We start from the raw sequence: 17072 nt of genomic DNA, 5'->3' as shown, positions 1-17072 counted from the left end.
TCCTATAAAAATAAGGGCTAAAGCCCTTTGTTAATTCAAAACAGACCCTGCCCACAAATCTTTGATACTGTTGACAAATGGGTAAAAAGAGTCCACTAAAAATCGGACCAATCCACTGCCTGAGAGGGTATTTTGCACTAAACTCAATGGAACGGTTACCAGCAAGGTCAAAACCAAGCTGAAAAACATCATCGTAACCAGCACCGAAAAAACACCGCTCACGACATTAGCACCAACATTGTCCCAACGATTAACAGGTGCCAAATGAACAAAAACACCCAGCAAACGAAAAGTCAGATAAGCTAGACTGTAAATAGCGGTAAAGGCAGCCCCTGCATAATAAACTTGGTCCAAATCAAAGAGAGGCACATCCCGCCAAAACGCCATGGTCGCGCCTTGAACCGCATTGGCATAGGGAAGCCACAAGGTCAGCTTATCTGCCAAGGGTTGATAGAACTGCCCCGCAATAACAAGCGACAACACACTAGCCACAAGGTAGTAGGTTTGCAGAACAATTCCGCGCGCATACCCAATGTAAAACTGCCAAATAAAAACGATTAGAAGAATAGCAGATATCATACTTAATCCTCGTTAGCGTCTGATTTACTGGCTTTCTCCTTGATGTCAACAATCGTTTCCGAGCGAAGCGCCATTAACTCTTTCTCCATTTTTTCAACTTCTATTTCACGGCTAAGCTGAGTTGAAAGGGAATTGATAGCCATTAAAATAGCAACCATTTCATCATCAGCTTGGGGTAATTTTTCTTTAATAGCAGCGTATTTTTCTTTTGCAACTCTTTCGACTTCTTCCATAAAGAGATTATCTTGATCTGTCGTCAAGGTAATTGTTTTTTCTCCAAAAACAAACTTATACCGATTTTTACTTTTCATATAGTCACCTCCTTAACATTATACCGTAAAATAGCCATTTCGTAAAATACTAGGAGAAAAAACAAGACTTTGGCTATCTATTTGAGCATAGCCTTTGGTTTTATGATAAAATGGGACTATGAGTACAGTTGTTATAACTTTAAAAGGGGCAGCTTTGCAGAAACTTATAAAAACATTTAATAGCCAGCAAGTTGCCAGTAAAAATCCCTATATCACATTTGCAGCCAAAGTAGATAAGGTGATGATTTCAGTTTACACGTCAGGAAAGGTCGTCTTTCAAGGTGAAAAAGCTGAGGAAGTCGCTAAATATTTTGGCTATCAAGCGCCTGACGCATCCATCCAAACAGCACCCGCAGGGCAAAAACTAGCCCTCATCGGGTCAGATGAGGTGGGCAACGGTTCTTACTTTGGGGGCTTGGCAGTTGTGGCTAGTTTTGTCACTCCTGACAAACACGCCCTGCTTAGAAAACTAGGAGTGGATGACTCCAAACGATTGACCGATGCCAATATTCGCAAAATCGCTCCTATTCTCAAGCAAGAAATTCCCCACCGCGCTCTCCTCCTATCTCCTAAAAAATACAATCAGGTCGTGGGAGCTGGCAAACAGTACAATGCTGTTTCTGTCAAGGTAGCTTTACACAATCAAGCTATTTATTTACTACTAAAAGACGGCTTCAAACCGCAAAAAATCGTCATCGATGCTTTTACCAGCCAACAAAACTATCAAAAATATGTCAAGCAAGAAGTCAACCAATTTGACAATCCCTTGACACTAGAAGAAAAGGCTGAAGGCGAGTATTTGGCGGTGGCGGTCAGCTCGATTATTGCAAGAGATTTATTTTTGGACTATTTAGACCAGCTCAGCCAAAAAATCGGCTATCCCTTGCCAAGTGGGGCAGGGCAAAAGTCCGACTTTATTGCCAGTCAGATCTTAAAAACGCATGGAATGGCTGGTTTAGCAGAAACAGCTAAACTGCATTTTGCAAATACAAAAAAAGCTCAAGAGCTATTACGGAAAGGAAATTGAGGAAGCATTATGAAATTTCTTAAAGAATGGGGACCTTTTATCCTCTTTGTTTTGGTGCTAGGTCTTAGTCGCTTATTCCTTTGGCAGCCTGTCAAAGTCGATGGGCACTCAATGGACCCAACCTTAGCAGATGGAGAACGCTTGATTGTCCTTGACCACACGAAAATCAACCGTTTTGATATTGTTGTGGCTAAGGAAACTGAGGACGGACAAACCAAGGAAATCGTTAAACGTGTCATCGGGATGCCTGGTGATACGATCACTTACAATGATGACACGCTTTACATCAACGGTAAAGAAGTCGATGAAAAATACCTTGATGAGTACAAACAAGCCTTTGATGACGACCAACTCCAAGACATTTATGCCTATAATTCGCTCTTCCAAGAGTTGGCTGAGAAAGCAGACGCCTTTACTACGGATAGCGATGGCAATACTGAATTTACCGTTAAAGTGCCAAAAGGCGAGTACTATCTCATGGGAGATGACCGCATCGTATCGAAAGACAGCCGTGAAGTCGGAACTTTTCCGAAATCATCCATTGTTGGCGAAGTCAAATTCCGCTTCTGGCCACTTTCAAAAATCGGATTTATTGAATAAACGCACAAGGCTAGAAAAAACTCTAGCCTTGTTTTTGTTTTTCCTTTAACAAAGAAATGGTATAATAAAGCCATTCTGAACAAGCAAATGACACTAAAACAAAAATAATGAGGACAGACTTTTCATGGAATACTTTTTTTCTGGCACGGTTGAGCGAGTCATTTTCGAAAATGCTAGCAACTTTTTTAGGATTGTCTTGATGAGTATCGAGGATACCGATGCGGATTTTGATGAACCTGAGATTATCGTGACGGGGACGATGGCTGATATTGCTGAAGGCGAGGACTACACCTTTTGGGGCGAGTTAACCCAGCACCCAAAATACGGGGAGCAACTAAAGGCCTCACGTTACGAGCGTGCCAAACCCACTTCTTCTGGCTTGATCAAATACTTCTCAAGTGCCCAATTTAAAGGCATTGGTCGAAAAACGGCTGAGAAGATTGTGCAACTTTACGGTGACAATACCATTGATCATATCTTGGACGACCCTAGCCGATTAGACAACATTGCTGGTTTGTCTAAGGAAACCAAGGACCGTTTTTTAGCTCGTCTAAAACTGCATTATGGAACAGAGCAGATTTTAGCCAAACTGGCCGAATACGGCTTAACCAATCGTGTTGCCGTTGATATTTTCAATCATTATAAAGAAGACAGTTTGGAAATTATCCAAGAAAATCCCTACCAACTGGTTGAGGATATTCAAGGAGTTGGTTTTAAGATTGCAGATCAACTGGCAGAAGAATTGGGCATTGAGGCAAACGCACCACAACGTTTTCGAGCAGCACTTGTGCACACCCTTTTTGAAACTTCTATGGAACGAGGCGACACCTATGTGGAAGCACGAGATTTGTTAGAACAAGCCATTACCACTCTCGAAGAAGCACGCCCTGTCGAATTGGACCCCGCAGCTGTCGCTCAAGAATTGTCAACACTCATCACAGAAGACAAGGTGCAAAACATTAGCACCAAGATTTTTGACAGTAGCCTTTTTTATGCCGAAGCTGGTATTAAAAAGCATCTGACACGTATCCTTGACACCCCTTTGGAAAATACTTTTTCGGACGATGACATTCAAGAAGAAATCGCAGCTGTTGAGGAAGATTTTGCTATTTCTTATGACCAAGTCCAACGCAAGGCTATTCAAGAAGCTTTGCAAAGCAAGGTATTTATCTTGACAGGTGGGCCAGGGACTGGAAAAACCACGGTTATCAACGGCTTGATTGCTGCTTATGCGCAGCTCCACCGCATTGACCTCAATAAAACAGACATTCCTATTATCTTAGCAGCACCGACAGGACGAGCCGCACGACGAATGAATGAATTAACTGGCCTCCCCAGTGCAACCATTCACCGTCACTTAGGATTAAATGGTGACAACGACTACCAAGCCATGGACGATTATTTGGATTGTGATTTGATTATCATTGACGAATTTTCTATGGTGGACACTTGGCTAGCTAATCAACTCTTTAGTGCCATTGCTTCAACAACTCAGGTCATTATCGTTGGGGATAGCGACCAGCTACCGTCTGTTGGTCCAGGACAAGTGCTTTCTGACTTGTTAAAAATTGACACACTCCCCCAACTTGCCCTCACCAAAATCTTTAGACAATCTGAGGATTCGACCATTGTCACGCTTGCTAACCAAATGCGACAAGGCCAATTGCCTGCCGATTTCACACAAAAAAAGCCTGACCGCTCTTATTTTGAAGCCAGTGCTACCTACATTCCTGATATGATTGCCAAGATTGTCCAATCTGCTGTTAAAAGTGGTATCAACCCGCAGGAAATTCAGATTTTAGCACCCATGTACCGTGGTGCCGCAGGGATTAACCGTCTCAACACCATTATCCAAGACTTGCTCAATCCCTTGGACAATCAGCAAGATTTTGCGTTTGGTGAGATGAGTTTTCGTAAAGGAGATAAAATTCTCCACCTTATTAACGATGCCGAGCTAAATGTCTTTAATGGCGACATCGGCTACATCACAGATTTAATTCCCGCCAAATACACCGAATCCAAGCAAGACGAACTCTATTTGTCCTTTGACGGTAATGAGGTCATTTACCCTCGCAACGAATGGCACAAAATCACCCTTGCCTACGCCATGTCTATCCACAAATCGCAAGGGAGTGAATTTCAGGTGGTTATTTTGCCAATTACACATCAAAGTCGCCGCCTCCTACAACGCAACCTCATCTACACCGCCATTACACGTTCCAAGAGTAAATTGGTGATGCTAGGAGAACTTGCCGCCTTTGATTATGCCATCAAAAATGAAGGTGATAAGCGCAAAACTTATCTTGTGCAGCGTTTTAGCAACGATAATCTAGCGCAAGAAACAGCTGAAAAACAGGTAGAAACACCACAAGAAACAGCTACACCCGAAGATCAAAATTACCAAAATGTCGCTGTTCCCGCAGACACCGCTGTCGAAGAACAGATTCAGTTAACCTTGGACATTGACAACCAAGTGGAGCAAGAAACTCAAGCCTATCGCCTGACAGAGAAAAATATCCCTTTCATCGACCCCATGATTGGCTTGACAACAGCCGACATCGAACGTTTTTTCAAATCCTAACACTAACCCCCCAGACCTACTTTCGGCTGGGGGTTATCTCATGAACTCTCATGACTTGGCAGAAGGCTATTTACAACGCTTCAATTTATGGTATAATAATTTGTATTATGACATTAGTATAATTTGATATTTTGGAGGTTTGGTATGGTTTCTTATGAAAAATTACGTCAGTCCTTGCGTTCTTGGACATTGTTCATCGCTTGGATAAATGTACTCGCCGCTATCGGCAAGATTTCAGGTATTGTCAGCTACTTTGCCATCAGCAATAATTTAGATGAACTAAAGAAAACTGTGGATACTGAGGTTTATCAAACCCTGGTCGCTGCAAGTAATATTTGGTATCCCATTATCTACATCGTTGCTTTGGTGACTAACGTTGTTGTGGCTTATCTGGCTTTTAGGAACCTTGCCAAAATCAAAGAAAACGTACCTAGCTTGATGCCTTACCGTATTGCCTTGGGCTACACTGTTGTCTATAACGTTGCTATTATCATCTTAGCAGTTGTCTTGGGGGATTCACTTAGCATCACACTCTTTTTATTTCCTATTATCTTCTTGGTGCTTTATGGCTATGTTTACAACAAAGCTATCCAACTCTTGTACCGCGACGACGCAGTTGAAGTCAACTAAGTACATCACACCATCAGAAAAGCCACTGCTATTAAGTGGCTTTTTTCTATTTAAAGATGGAGGGCAATGGACTCGCTTGTATTTTCTAGTTGAGTTGCCGTGACACCTAAAAGACGTATGCCTTTTGAAGACTCTTCCAGCTGGTCAAAAATAGCTTGAGCCATTTGACTAATCGTTTTGGCATCATCTGTCGCCACGTCCAGCGTCATGCGTTTGGTCAAGGTCGAAAAATCTGAATAACGCACTTTTAAGACAATCACGCGCCCCAATTTTTGATTTTTCTTGAGGTTGTCAGACACGCGCTGCGCATTTTTGGCAATCTCTGAGCGAATACTGGCTTCATCATACAACAATTTGCCATAGGTTTTCTCACTCCCAACCGATTTGCGAATGCGATTGGGTTGCACAGGTGCATTGGAAATGCCTCTTGCTTTTCGATACAAATCGTAGCCAAAACGCCCAAAAAGGTCAATCAAGGTCATCTCAGACAAGCCCAGCAAATCCTCGCCCGTGTAAACGCCCATGTGATGGAGCTTATCCACCGAACGCTTCCCCACACCATGAAATTTTTCAATAGGCAACTGTTTTAGAAAATCTTGAGCATCTTCTGGCAAAATCAAGGTCAATCCCCTTGGTTTTTCAAAATCCGATGCCAATTTAGCCAAGAATTTATTATAAGACACCCCAGCCGAACACGTTAAACCAAGCTCTTGCCAAATGTCATACTGAATCATTTTAGCAATCTTAACCGCTGACTTGATGTTCAGTCTATTATGCGTCACATCCAGATAAGCCTCATCAATCGACATAGGCTCTACCAAATCCGTGTAACGCTTAAAAATAGCCCGAATCTGCAGCCCAATTTGACGGTATTTGTGATGATTACCAGAAATAAAAATGGCTTGCGGGCAACGCTCGTAAGCTTCTTTTGAGGACATGGCAGAATGCACGCCAAACGTTCTAGCCTCGTAATTACAAGTTGACACGACCCCACGACCGCCTGTTTTCCTAGGGTCTGCCCCAATAATGACAGGGTGCCCCTTCAAATTAGGATTATCACGCTCCTCCACCGAAGCAAAAAAAGCGTCCATATCAACATGAATAATTTTTCGAGAGGTGTCATTGATTAAAGGGAAAATCAGCATTAAGGTATCCTTTCTCCATTTATTATACCAATTTTTAGGTTTTTTCGGTTATTTTAGCTTTTTTAGTACAGTTTATTCGTATTATTCAACTGTACTAGTAAAGATTCTCACATAATTCGCTGATCTCCCCTTTAGAAAACGCTTACCATATGTTAAACTATATTTGTAAATGTAACAGAAGACTTGTTACTAGAATTTAAGGAGATCTCTTATTATGGCGACTGTTAAGACTACTACAGATGTTTTTGAAAAAGCTTGGGAAGGCTTTAAAGGTACTGACTGGAAAGAAAAAGCTAGTATTTCTCGTTTCGTACAAGCCAACTATACCCCATATGATGGTGACGAAAGTTTCTTGGCACCTGCGACTGAACGTTCACTCAAAGTGAAAAAAATCGTTGAAGAAACAAAAGCACATTACGAAGAAACGCGTTTCCCAATGGATACACGTCCAACATCAATCGCTGATATCCCTGCTGGATACATCTCAAAAGAAGATGAGTTGATTTACGGTATTCAAAACGACGAGTTGTTCAAATTGAACTTCATGCCTAAAGGCGGTATCCGCATGGCAGAAACAGCTCTTAAAGAACACGGTTATGAACCAGACCCAGCTGTTCATGAAATTTTCACAAAACACGTGACAACTGTAAACGATGGTATCTTCCGTGCTTACACATCTAATATCCGCCGTGCCCGTCACGCCCACACTGTAACTGGACTTCCTGATGCATACTCTCGTGGTCGTATCATCGGTGTTTACGCACGTCTTGCCCTCTACGGAGCAGACTACTTGATGAAAGAAAAAGCAAACGACTGGAACGCGATTACAGAAATTGATGAAGAATCAATTCGCCTTCGTGAAGAAGTTAACTTGCAATACCAAGCCCTTGGTGAAGTCATTAAATTGGGTGACCTTTACGGTGTCGATGTTCGCCGACCTGCGATGAACGTCAAAGAAGCTATCCAATGGACAAACATTGCTTTCATGGCTGTTTGTCGTGTGATTAACGGTGCGGCTACTTCTCTTGGACGTGTGCCCATCGTTCTTGATATTTACGCAGAACGTGACCTTGCTCGTGGTACATTTACAGAATCTGAAATCCAAGAATTTGTTGATGATTTCGTATTGAAACTTCGTACCGTAAAATTTGCTCGTACCAAAGCTTATGACGAACTTTACTCTGGTGACCCAACATTCATCACAACTTCTATGGCTGGTATGGGTGCTGACGGACGCCACCGTGTTACAAAAATGGACTACCGTTTCTTGAACACTCTTGATAACATCGGTAACGCTCCAGAACCAAACTTGACTGTTCTTTGGACAGATAAATTGCCATACGCTTTCCGTCGCTACTGCATGAAGATGTCACACAAACACTCTTCTATCCAATACGAAGGTGTGACAACAATGGCAAAAGACGGATATGGTGAAATGTCATGTATCTCATGCTGTGTGTCACCACTTGACCCAGAAAACGAAGAACAACGCCACAACATCCAATACTTCGGCGCACGTGTAAACGTCCTTAAAGCCCTTCTTACTGGTCTAAACGGCGGTTACGACGATGTTCACAAAGATTACAAAGTCTTTGATATCGAACCAGTTCGCGACGATGTGCTTGATTTTGACACTGTCAAAGCCAACTTTGAAAAATCACTTGACTGGTTGACAGATACTTACGTAGATGCCCTTAACATCATTCACTACATGACTGATAAATACAACTACGAAGCTGTTCAAATGGCATTCTTGCCAACAAAACAACGTGCTAACATGGGATTTGGTATCTGTGGTTTCGCTAATACTGTCGATACCTTGTCAGCTATCAAATACGCAACAGTTAAACCAATCCGTGACGAAGATGGCTACATCTACGACTACGAAACTATCGGAGATTACCCTCGTTGGGGTGAAGATGACCCTCGTTCAAACGAATTGGCTGAATGGTTGATTGAAGCTTACACAACTCGTCTTCGTAACCACAAACTTTACAAAGACGCTGAAGCAACTGTATCACTTCTTACCATCACATCAAACGTTGCTTACTCTAAACAAACAGGTAACTCACCAGTTCACAAAGGGGTTTACTTGAACGAAGATGGTAGCATGAACCTTTCTAAATTGGAATTCTTCTCACCAGGTGCTAACCCATCTAACAAAGCTCGCGGTGGTTGGTTGCAAAACCTTAACTCATTGGCAAGCCTTGACTTCTCATATGCTGCCGATGGTATCTCATTGACAACCCAAGTATCACCACGTGCTCTTGGTAAGACCTTCGATGAACAAGTGGATAACCTTGTGACTATCCTTGATGGTTACTTTGAAAACGGTGGTCAACACGTTAACTTGAACGTTATGGACCTTAAAGACGTTTACGATAAGATCATGAGTGGCGAAGACGTTATCGTTCGTATCTCTGGTTACTGTGTCAACACAAAATACCTCACAAAAGAACAAAAAACAGAATTGACTCAACGTGTCTTCCACGAAGTACTTTCAATGGACGATGTCGCTGAAACTCTTTCTCAAAACTAATATGTAAAAAAGGGCTCATTGTCAACTGTAGTGGGTTGATGCTAGCTAACATCTAGAGAGAACCAAATTGGTTTTCTCTTTTTTGACGTTCAAAGCGATGAGAATGCGTTTTTTAAAGTTTTCAAAGTTCCTAAAGCCATAGGCATTCCGCTTGATAACCTTGATCAGATTGTTAGTAGCTTCGAGTTTGGCATTAGAGTAAGGTAAAGTAATGGCGTTGATGACTTTCTTCTTATCCTTTCGGAAGGTTCGAAAAACCGTCCGAAAGATTGGATGCACGAGCATGATATTGTCTTCAATGAGCTCAAAGAAGTGATCAGTGTTTTTCTCCTGAAAGTGGAACAGTAAGAGCTGGTAAAGGTCGTAATGACATTTCAATTCTTCTGAATAGCTGATGAGTCGATCTCGAATTTCTTTATTTGTTAGATGTTCTCTAAAGGTTGGACGGTAAAATCGCTTGTTATTCATCTTGCGACTATCCTGCTGTATCAGTTTCCAGTAGCGTTTAAGAGCTCGATATTCTATTGATTTACGGTCAAATCGGTTCATGATTTGGATACGAACACGGTTCATAGAACGACTAAGATGTTGGAGTAAACTAGTCCAGTGGACTATTTTAGCCCGAGCTTAAAAAATGAGAAAGCGAGGGGAAAACGGTCGAGAACGATTTGAGCATGCGGAAAAAGCTGTTTGGCCAGCTGTTAGTAAGGACTATACATATCCATAGTGATGAATTGTACACGTTCACGGACCTTTCTGTGATAACGCAGGAAATGGTTGCGGACGACTGCCTGTGTTCGTCCATCTAAGATAGCGATGATATTCTTGTTATCAAAATCCTGAGCGATAAAGCTCATTTTCCCTTTCTTAAAACTATACTCATCCCAGCTCATGACAGTAGGCAGGTGATTCAAGTTGGTTTTAAACTGAAACTCATTGAGCATACGGATGACAGTTGAGGTTGATACGGATAGCTCCTCAGCTATTTTTGTCATGGAGGTCTTTTCGATGAGTTTTTGAGCGATTTTCTGGTTGAGGATCGTCGGGATTTGATGATTCTTCTTAACGAGAGAAGTCTCAGCGACTTGCATCTTTCGACAGTTTGAACAACGAAAGCGACGCTTCTTAAGCAGGATTCGACACTTGAAGCCGACACAGTCCAGATAAGAGATTTTAGAGGCTTTCTGGAAGTCGTATTTAGTCATCTTTCCCCTACAATGCGAACAATCAGGTGCATCGTAATCAAGAGAAGCTATAATTTCCTTGTGTGTTTGACAGTCGATAATATCCTTGATAGTAATATTTTGGTCTTTCATTCCGAGTAGTTTTGTGATAGTATTGAAGTGTTCCATATGATTCTTTCTAATGAGTAGTTTCGTCGCTTTTCATTATAAGTCATATGGGTCTTTTTTTCTATGCACGAAAAGGCTCCATAACTTCTGACTGGGTGTTACCCACTACAGAAATTATAGAGCCGAAAAAAGCAGTCTTGTCGATAGGCAAGGCTGCTTTTTGTGTTGTTAAGATCATCAAAAAAACCACCTCAACTATGAGGCGGACATACTTAGAAATGTTTCTGAATCCATTGCGAAATCAATTTTCGTTCTTCAATCCAAAGCGGTCTATCATCGTAATCATAGGTGCGATTTGTCAAAAAAATCGCTGCTTTTTGCTCCTTGCGATTAATGGCGATATAAGGTCCAGTATAGCCTGTATGGTCCAACCAGTCCCCTTCCTTGTTCCAAGCTAGAGAGCGCTCCTTTGCCGTACTGCTAAAATTACGCCAAATGCCACGAGTAAAGTCGTCCGTCAAATAATGCTGGCAGAACACTTCCAAATCCTTGACCGTTGAAAACAAGCCCGCAGAACCTGAGTGATGGCCCAAAACCTTAGCTTTGGGATCATGAACCATACCGTCCGTAACACCTGAAAGCGTTGGAACCGCCCCTTTTACAGGACCAAAGCTGGTCTTTTCCATCCCAAAAGGCTGAAAAACAAGCTCTTTGAAAATCTCATCCAAGGATTGCCCCAACTGGTATTCTAACATGTAACCTAGCAGCAAAAAGTTAATGTCGGTGTACAAAAAAGCTTTAGAGTCGGTCACTCGAATGTGATTGATAGCCGCTTTCAACTCCTGTGCGTTTAGCTTATCACGGTTAGGAATAAAAGGATCAATGCCACTGCCATGGGTTAAGAGTTGCCGCAAGGTCACCGTATTGTCCTGAAAATCAGGGTAACAGTGCACCAAAGGGGCGTCTAAATCCCAATTTTTCTCCTGCAAAAGCGAAATCATCACCGTTCCCACACCGACAACTTTTGATACTGAGGCTAAATCGTAAATGCGATTGGGTTGAACAGGTGTTTTCCCATCAATTGTACCAATGTAATGCTCCGTCCACTGACCATTTTTAAAAAGAGCCACAGAGGCTCCATTGTAAATATGACGTGTCATTTGGTCATGGACAATATCTAATAAATCCATCACTTTGTAAACCAAATTTCAATGCGATTAGGGTCTGAAAGCACAAGGACTTTTTCTTTTTTGTCTAAGTAAACCTCTTGACCCTTTTGTTCTAGAAAATCAGACAAGTGTTTCAAATCATAGTCTTGGGGTACTTGGCATTCCAAAATCTCCAAATCCCATGTTTCATGCGGTTTTACTGTCAAATCAGGTCCACTGGCCTGAACAAAACGCATATCCACAAGAAATTCCCCAGCAAAAACATCGTCGTAGAAAGCACGTGCTGCAGCTTCATTAGCGACATTAAGCGTGATTTGCTCAAATTGAAAATCTGAAACGATAGCCAAGTCTCCGTTTTGAGGGAAGCTCTTTGGCTCAATTTCTTTCAAAGTGGCTACATCGTCTTCTGCGTGCAGCAAGAAGAGATCACCTTCTGGAGAAATCGTTTCAAAAGCGAAACCTTTGTCGCCTTCAAACAAACGTTCAACAACAACACCATTTCCTAAAACAGCCAATAACTCGTTTGCATTTGGGAGTTTAACGACCAGTTGATTGGTCTTTTTAGTGCCCTCTACAGCTCTTGTACGGGGATGTGGCGATTCTTCAATGATGAAACTAGCCTTTTTATTTTTAGCTGAAAAAATAGCAAGGGCGTTCTCCTCAACTACCAATTTAAATCCTAGTCGTTTGTAAAAATCAATATTGTGGTCACGGTTATTCACGCGTAAAACGGGGTGTTTAAAGGTGATGCCGTCAAATAATGTCATTTATCTCTCCTTGCTATGTTGTGTAATGCCAAAAGCATCTCTTATATAAGCGGCTACTCTATTGTAGAAAAAAAAATAGCATTTGACAAGAAATTATGTGCTTTTTAAGCTCTATAATTTCTGTAGTAGACACTGCCAGCCAGAGATGACTCTTGAATGCCCATAAACGTTAATATAATCGTGTTGATTAACGTTTTGAGAATTGTAGCTTTCTTAAGATCCTTTTTTATCTCATTTGTCATTCTTTGATAAATGTCAGTAATACCAAGCACCTATTAGAGACTTTATTCGTTTATTATCTAACCTATTATTTCAGACCACAGGTTATCAAGAGATTATCAAAAATGAGTTTTCGAAACTTATGTAATTGATAAACTAGAATAGCAATGTTAATCATAAAAATCAATTTGATAGATTAGATTTTTTGTCTCTTAATAATTTTTCAATTTTATCAACATGATACTTCCAATACAATAAACCAATGATTGTAATAGGTATTTCTAGCAAAACAAAACGGATTGCTATAGTAAAACTCAAGCCAACAACCAGCATATATGCCATTTCAACTATACTAGATATTAAAAATATAGTAAGTATTTGGATATAGATGTTTTTTCTGAAATTTGATGGAGTATTTAAATAATAACTCTAAAGCAAACACTTCAACATATCCGAATATTATGAATATAATAATATTGATCCAAGACGTTAAACTTGAATTTATGAGAGTAAAATATAGATTGTAGATTGCACCAATGCAAAGCAAGAGTAGAAGTTTTTTAAGTATTTCACCACTAATCCTCTAGGTTTCCTCCTTATTAAAATTTGTCACGTTTGACATTATTAGTATAGCTCCATCAATAAAATTTATATTCTTTTGGCCTATAAGTTGCAAAAATCAACATATAAGATGCACAGAGGAGATTCTTCCCAAAAAAGAAAAAAACAATTTGGTTCTCTCTTGATGTTAGCTGACGTCACCCCACTACAGTTGACAAGGAGCCACTTTTTAGCAAAAGAAAAAGAGCCTAAACAGGCTCTTAAAAAACAGGTATTATAAATACAAGAATTTGAATAGGCAAACGGCTGCAATAGCTGCAAGAATTGGAGCTACTACTGGTACCCAAGCATACCACCATTTAGAATCACCCTTGTGTTCACCAAGAACTGATTTTGGAAGCAAAGCATGGACAATACGTGGACCAAGGTCACGCGCTGGGTTAAGACCTGGACCTGTAGGACCTCCAAGTGAAGCCACCAAAGTCATTACAAGGAAACCAAGACCCAAGTGTGCTACTGCAAGTGATCCTGTTGTGTAAGGAACTACTTGGCTTGTTGCTGTTGTCACATCATAACCGTAAGTTGTCAAGCGTGTGATCAATTCAGCACCAAAGTAGTTTTTCGTCAAAGCCATAGCGCCAAAGAATAGGACAAATGAACCTAAGAATTCGTTTAGGAAACCATTGATCCAAGCAGCTTTGTGGCTTGCTTGTGTGCCATCGTCAACAGCTGAAATAGTTGAGAATGAACCAAGAATAGCATTTGGGTTTTCTGTTTTGAGGTAGAAAGGTTTATGAGTCATCACAACAAGCAATTGACCGCACATTGCACCTAAGAATTGAGCAAGAATATATTGTGGAACGTGAGCCCAATCAAATAAACCAGAAATAGCAAGTGCCAAAGTAAAGGCTGGGTTAATGTGGTTTCCTGAAACATTACCAAACATAAGTGCTGGAATCATCACACCAAATCCATAACCAACGGCAATGATAATCCAACCAGATCTGTATCCTTTTGTCCCTTTAAGTTCAACGTTGGCAACAGCACCATTTCCAAGGATAATAAGGAATGCCGTCCCGATAAATTCTGTGATGTATTTCACAGTCCATGTAACATCCATGTGTCTTTTGTTTCCTCCAAAATTATAGTTTAGACAAGTATCATTTTATCAAGTATAATAGACAATGTAAAGGCTCTCTTTAAAATAAAAACGTTTACTTTTATAGAAAGGAAGTTTCATGAAATACAATCAATTCTCTTTCATCCCAAGACCTGTCGCCATTGTTGAACAAGAATTGCAAGCCTTAGGATTTAACCTCAACCAAAAGCATGAAGACAAGATGGCTTTGGAAAATTTCTGCCGCAAAATCTTCTTTAACTATGAGGATACGGACTATCCACTCCACAATCTTTTGGCTGATTTTGGCACAGATTTGCTGACCTTTTTCCAATCTGATGCGCCTTTGACAACGGATATTTTCAACACCGTTGCACTGCAATTGCTGGGCTTTATTCCTCATGTGGATTTCACAGATACGAATGCATTTGTAGAAAAAATAGCCTTTCCTGTGCATTATCAAAAAGGGCATATGCTTGAGACGCTTTACCATCTACTAGCCAGCCGAAATAAATCTGGCATGACCTTACTAGATGATGTGGTTAGTCGTGGGCTTATCCCCGTTGACAATGACTACCACTTTTTTAATGGCAAATCTCTAGCTACCTTTGATACGACAGATGTCGTCCGTGAGATTGTTTATGTGCAAGCTCCGATTGACACGGACCAAAACGGTAAAAGCGACTTGATTAAGGTTACTATTATTCGTGCAAAAAGCAAGCACCCCTTACCAACCATAATGACAGCAAGCCCTGATTGTTTATGTGCAAGCTCCGATTGACACGGACCAAAACGGTAAAAGCGACTTGATTAAGGTTACTATTATTCGTGCAAAAAGCAAGCACCCCTTACCAACCATAATGACAGCAAGCCCTTACCACGCAGGGACAAATGGCCTTGCTAATGACAAAAAATTGTACAAAATGGAAGGGGAATTAGCGGTTAAACCAGCGGGCAAGATAAACGTTGAAACGCATGATTTTGAGCCTTTAAACTTAGCTGACGAGGACCTGCCTGTTAGAAATAGTGAAGAAAGCTTCCACTTTATTGACCCCTACACCCTGAACGATTACTTCCTTGCGCGTGGGTTTGCAAATATCTATGTTTCAGGCGTCGGAACAGCGGGTTCTGATGGCTTTATGACCAGCGGCGACTATGCCCAAGTGGAAAGCTTTAAAGCGGTGATTGATTGGTTAAATGGCAGAGCGATTGCCTTTTCTAGCCATCGTCGCGACAAGAAAGTATTAGCAGATTGGGCTAGTGGCTTGGTGTGTACAACTGGGAAATCTTACCTAGGAACCATGTCAACGGCTCTTGCAACCACTGGTGTGGACGGTTTGAAGGTTATTATTTCCGAGTCAGCTATTTCATCTTGGTATGATTATTACCGTGAAAATGGTCTTGTTTGCAGCCCTGGTGGCTATCCTGGTGAGGACCTTGACGTATTGACCGAATTAACCTATTCACGCAATTTATTGGCTGGAGATTACCTCCGTCATAATGCGCATTACCAAGACTTGCTTGATGCTCAATCCGCTCAATTGGACCGCACGTTTGGAGATTACAATCAATTTTGGCATGACCGCAATTATCTACCACACGCTGATAAGGTACAGGCGACTTGCGTCTTTACTCACGGGCTTCAGGACTGGAATGTCAAGCCGCGCCATGTTTTCAACATTTTCAATGCTCTGCCTGACACGGTCGAAAAACACGTCTTTTTACACCATGGCGAGCACGTTTACATGCACAATTGGCAATCCATTGATTTTCGTGAAAGCATGAATGCCTTGCTTTCAGAAAAAATGCTCGGTCAAGACAATCACTTTACGCTACCGACGGTTGTTTGGCAAGATAATAGCCAGCCACAAAGATGGGAAAAATTGGACACATTTGGTAGTGACAAACAAGTGACCCTTGCTCTTGGTAGTGAAGAGCGAGTCATTGATAACCAGTATGACGAAGCTGATTTTGAACGTTATGGCAAGCAGTTTAGAACATTTAAAAAAGACTTGTTTGCTGGCAAAGCCAATAGCATTTGCCTTGATTTTCCAGTGGAAGATAGCTGGCGTATCAACGGTCAAATGACCCTGCATCTGAAAGTGAAATCAAGTGTCAATAAGGGTATCTTGTCTGCTCAGGTACTTGATTACGGTGAGAAAAAACGTTTCAAAGACCTGCCAGCTGTCCTTGGTTTACACGCCATTGACAATGGACACAATTTCTCTCGCGAGGCTCTCAAGGAATTGCCTTTTACTAAAACACCTGAGCGTGTGATTACGAAAGGGCTTATGAACCTGCAAAATCGCACGGATCTCATGACTATTGAGGACGTTACTGCTGATAAGTGGATGTGCTTTGACTTGACCTTGCAACCAAGCCTTTACCAACTAGAAAAGGGCGATACGCTGCGTGTCTTGCTTTACACCACTGATTTTGAACATACGATTCGTGATAATAGCAAGTACCACTTAACCGTGGATTTAAGCCAGTCATACTTGCATTTGCCTATCGATGACTAACACAAAAAGAAGT

At 41.3% G+C, this 17072-nt stretch carries 10 protein-coding genes and 4 pseudogenes; 7 read left to right on the top strand and 7 right to left on the bottom strand.

Features of this window, described 5'->3' with window-relative positions; genetic code table 11:
- Positions 1-30 precede the first annotated feature (30 nt).
- The gene (locus tag HFK82_RS00070; RefSeq protein WP_168260359.1) at positions 31-579 is read right to left on the bottom strand and encodes a CvpA family protein; all 549 of its coding nucleotides are present in this window, start codon (positions 577-579) and stop codon (positions 31-33) included.
- 2 nt (positions 580-581) lie between these two features.
- Positions 582-890, bottom strand: coding sequence for a hypothetical protein (locus tag HFK82_RS00065; RefSeq protein ID WP_168260358.1), 309 nt, complete (start codon positions 888-890; stop codon positions 582-584).
- 118 nt (positions 891-1008) lie between these two features.
- Here HFK82_RS00065 and rnhC point away from each other — a divergent pair, with 118 nt between their 5' ends.
- From rnhC to HFK82_RS00045, 4 genes and pseudogenes are all read left to right on the top strand, one after another.
- The gene (gene rnhC / locus HFK82_RS00060; protein ID WP_154455387.1) at positions 1009-1917 is read left to right on the top strand and encodes a ribonuclease HIII; all 909 of its coding nucleotides are present in this window, start codon (positions 1009-1011) and stop codon (positions 1915-1917) included.
- Between the two features lie 6 nt (positions 1918-1923).
- Positions 1924-2517, top strand: a complete 594-nt coding sequence (lepB, locus tag HFK82_RS00055; RefSeq protein WP_168260401.1) for a signal peptidase I — start codon at positions 1924-1926, stop codon at positions 2515-2517.
- A gap of 124 nt (positions 2518-2641) precedes the next feature.
- Positions 2642-4840, top strand: a pseudogene (recD2, locus tag HFK82_RS00050) (SF1B family DNA helicase RecD2); the annotation flags it as partial.
- A 402-nt stretch (positions 4841-5242) separates the two neighbouring features.
- A complete protein-coding gene (locus HFK82_RS00045; RefSeq protein ID WP_168260356.1) occupies positions 5243-5728 on the top strand; it encodes a hypothetical protein in 486 nt (161 codons plus the stop codon).
- 50 nt (positions 5729-5778) lie between these two features.
- Here HFK82_RS00045 and dinB read toward each other — a convergent pair whose 3' ends face one another.
- Positions 5779-6873, bottom strand: coding sequence for a DNA polymerase IV (gene dinB / locus HFK82_RS00040; protein ID WP_168260355.1), 1095 nt, complete (start codon positions 6871-6873; stop codon positions 5779-5781).
- A 214-nt stretch (positions 6874-7087) separates the two neighbouring features.
- Here dinB and pflB point away from each other — a divergent pair, with 214 nt between their 5' ends.
- Positions 7088-9412, top strand: a complete 2325-nt coding sequence (gene pflB / locus HFK82_RS00035; protein WP_168260354.1) for a formate C-acetyltransferase — start codon at positions 7088-7090, stop codon at positions 9410-9412.
- Between the two features lie 45 nt (positions 9413-9457).
- On the opposite strand, the pseudogene HFK82_RS00030 reads toward pflB, so the two are convergent.
- The 4 genes and pseudogenes from HFK82_RS00030 to gla form a co-directional block, all read right to left on the bottom strand.
- Positions 9458-10764 (bottom strand): annotated as a pseudogene (locus HFK82_RS00030) (ISL3 family transposase).
- Between the two features lie 212 nt (positions 10765-10976).
- Positions 10977-11897 carry a serine hydrolase domain-containing protein gene (locus HFK82_RS00025; protein WP_168260353.1) on the bottom strand — a complete coding sequence of 307 codons (921 nt, stop codon included), beginning with the start codon at positions 11895-11897 and terminating at the stop codon, positions 10977-10979.
- Entirely contained in the window at positions 11894-12640 is a 747-nt protein-coding gene (locus HFK82_RS00020) for a CppA family protein (RefSeq protein WP_168260352.1), read from the bottom strand. Before HFK82_RS00020 ends, HFK82_RS00025 begins: the two co-directional genes overlap by 4 nt.
- 1054 nt (positions 12641-13694) lie before the next feature.
- Positions 13695-14540, bottom strand: coding sequence for an aquaglyceroporin Gla (gene gla, locus HFK82_RS00015; protein WP_168260351.1), 846 nt, complete (start codon positions 14538-14540; stop codon positions 13695-13697).
- A gap of 118 nt (positions 14541-14658) precedes the next feature.
- Between gla and HFK82_RS00010 the strand changes: the two are divergent.
- Together HFK82_RS00010 and HFK82_RS00005 are read left to right on the top strand one after the other, a co-directional pair.
- Positions 14659-15171 (top strand): annotated as a pseudogene (locus HFK82_RS00010) (Xaa-Pro dipeptidyl-peptidase); the annotation flags it as partial.
- Positions 15172-15292: 121 nt separating this feature from the next.
- A pseudogene (locus tag HFK82_RS00005) lies at positions 15293-17059 on the top strand (Xaa-Pro dipeptidyl-peptidase); the annotation flags it as partial.
- Positions 17060-17072 lie beyond the last annotated feature (13 nt).

Source organism: Streptococcus alactolyticus, assembly GCF_012277075.1.
GTDB lineage: Bacteria > Bacillota > Bacilli > Lactobacillales > Streptococcaceae > Streptococcus > Streptococcus alactolyticus.
The sequence above is the reverse complement of the archived record's forward strand: the minus strand, read 5'-3'. Positions and strand labels throughout refer to the sequence as shown.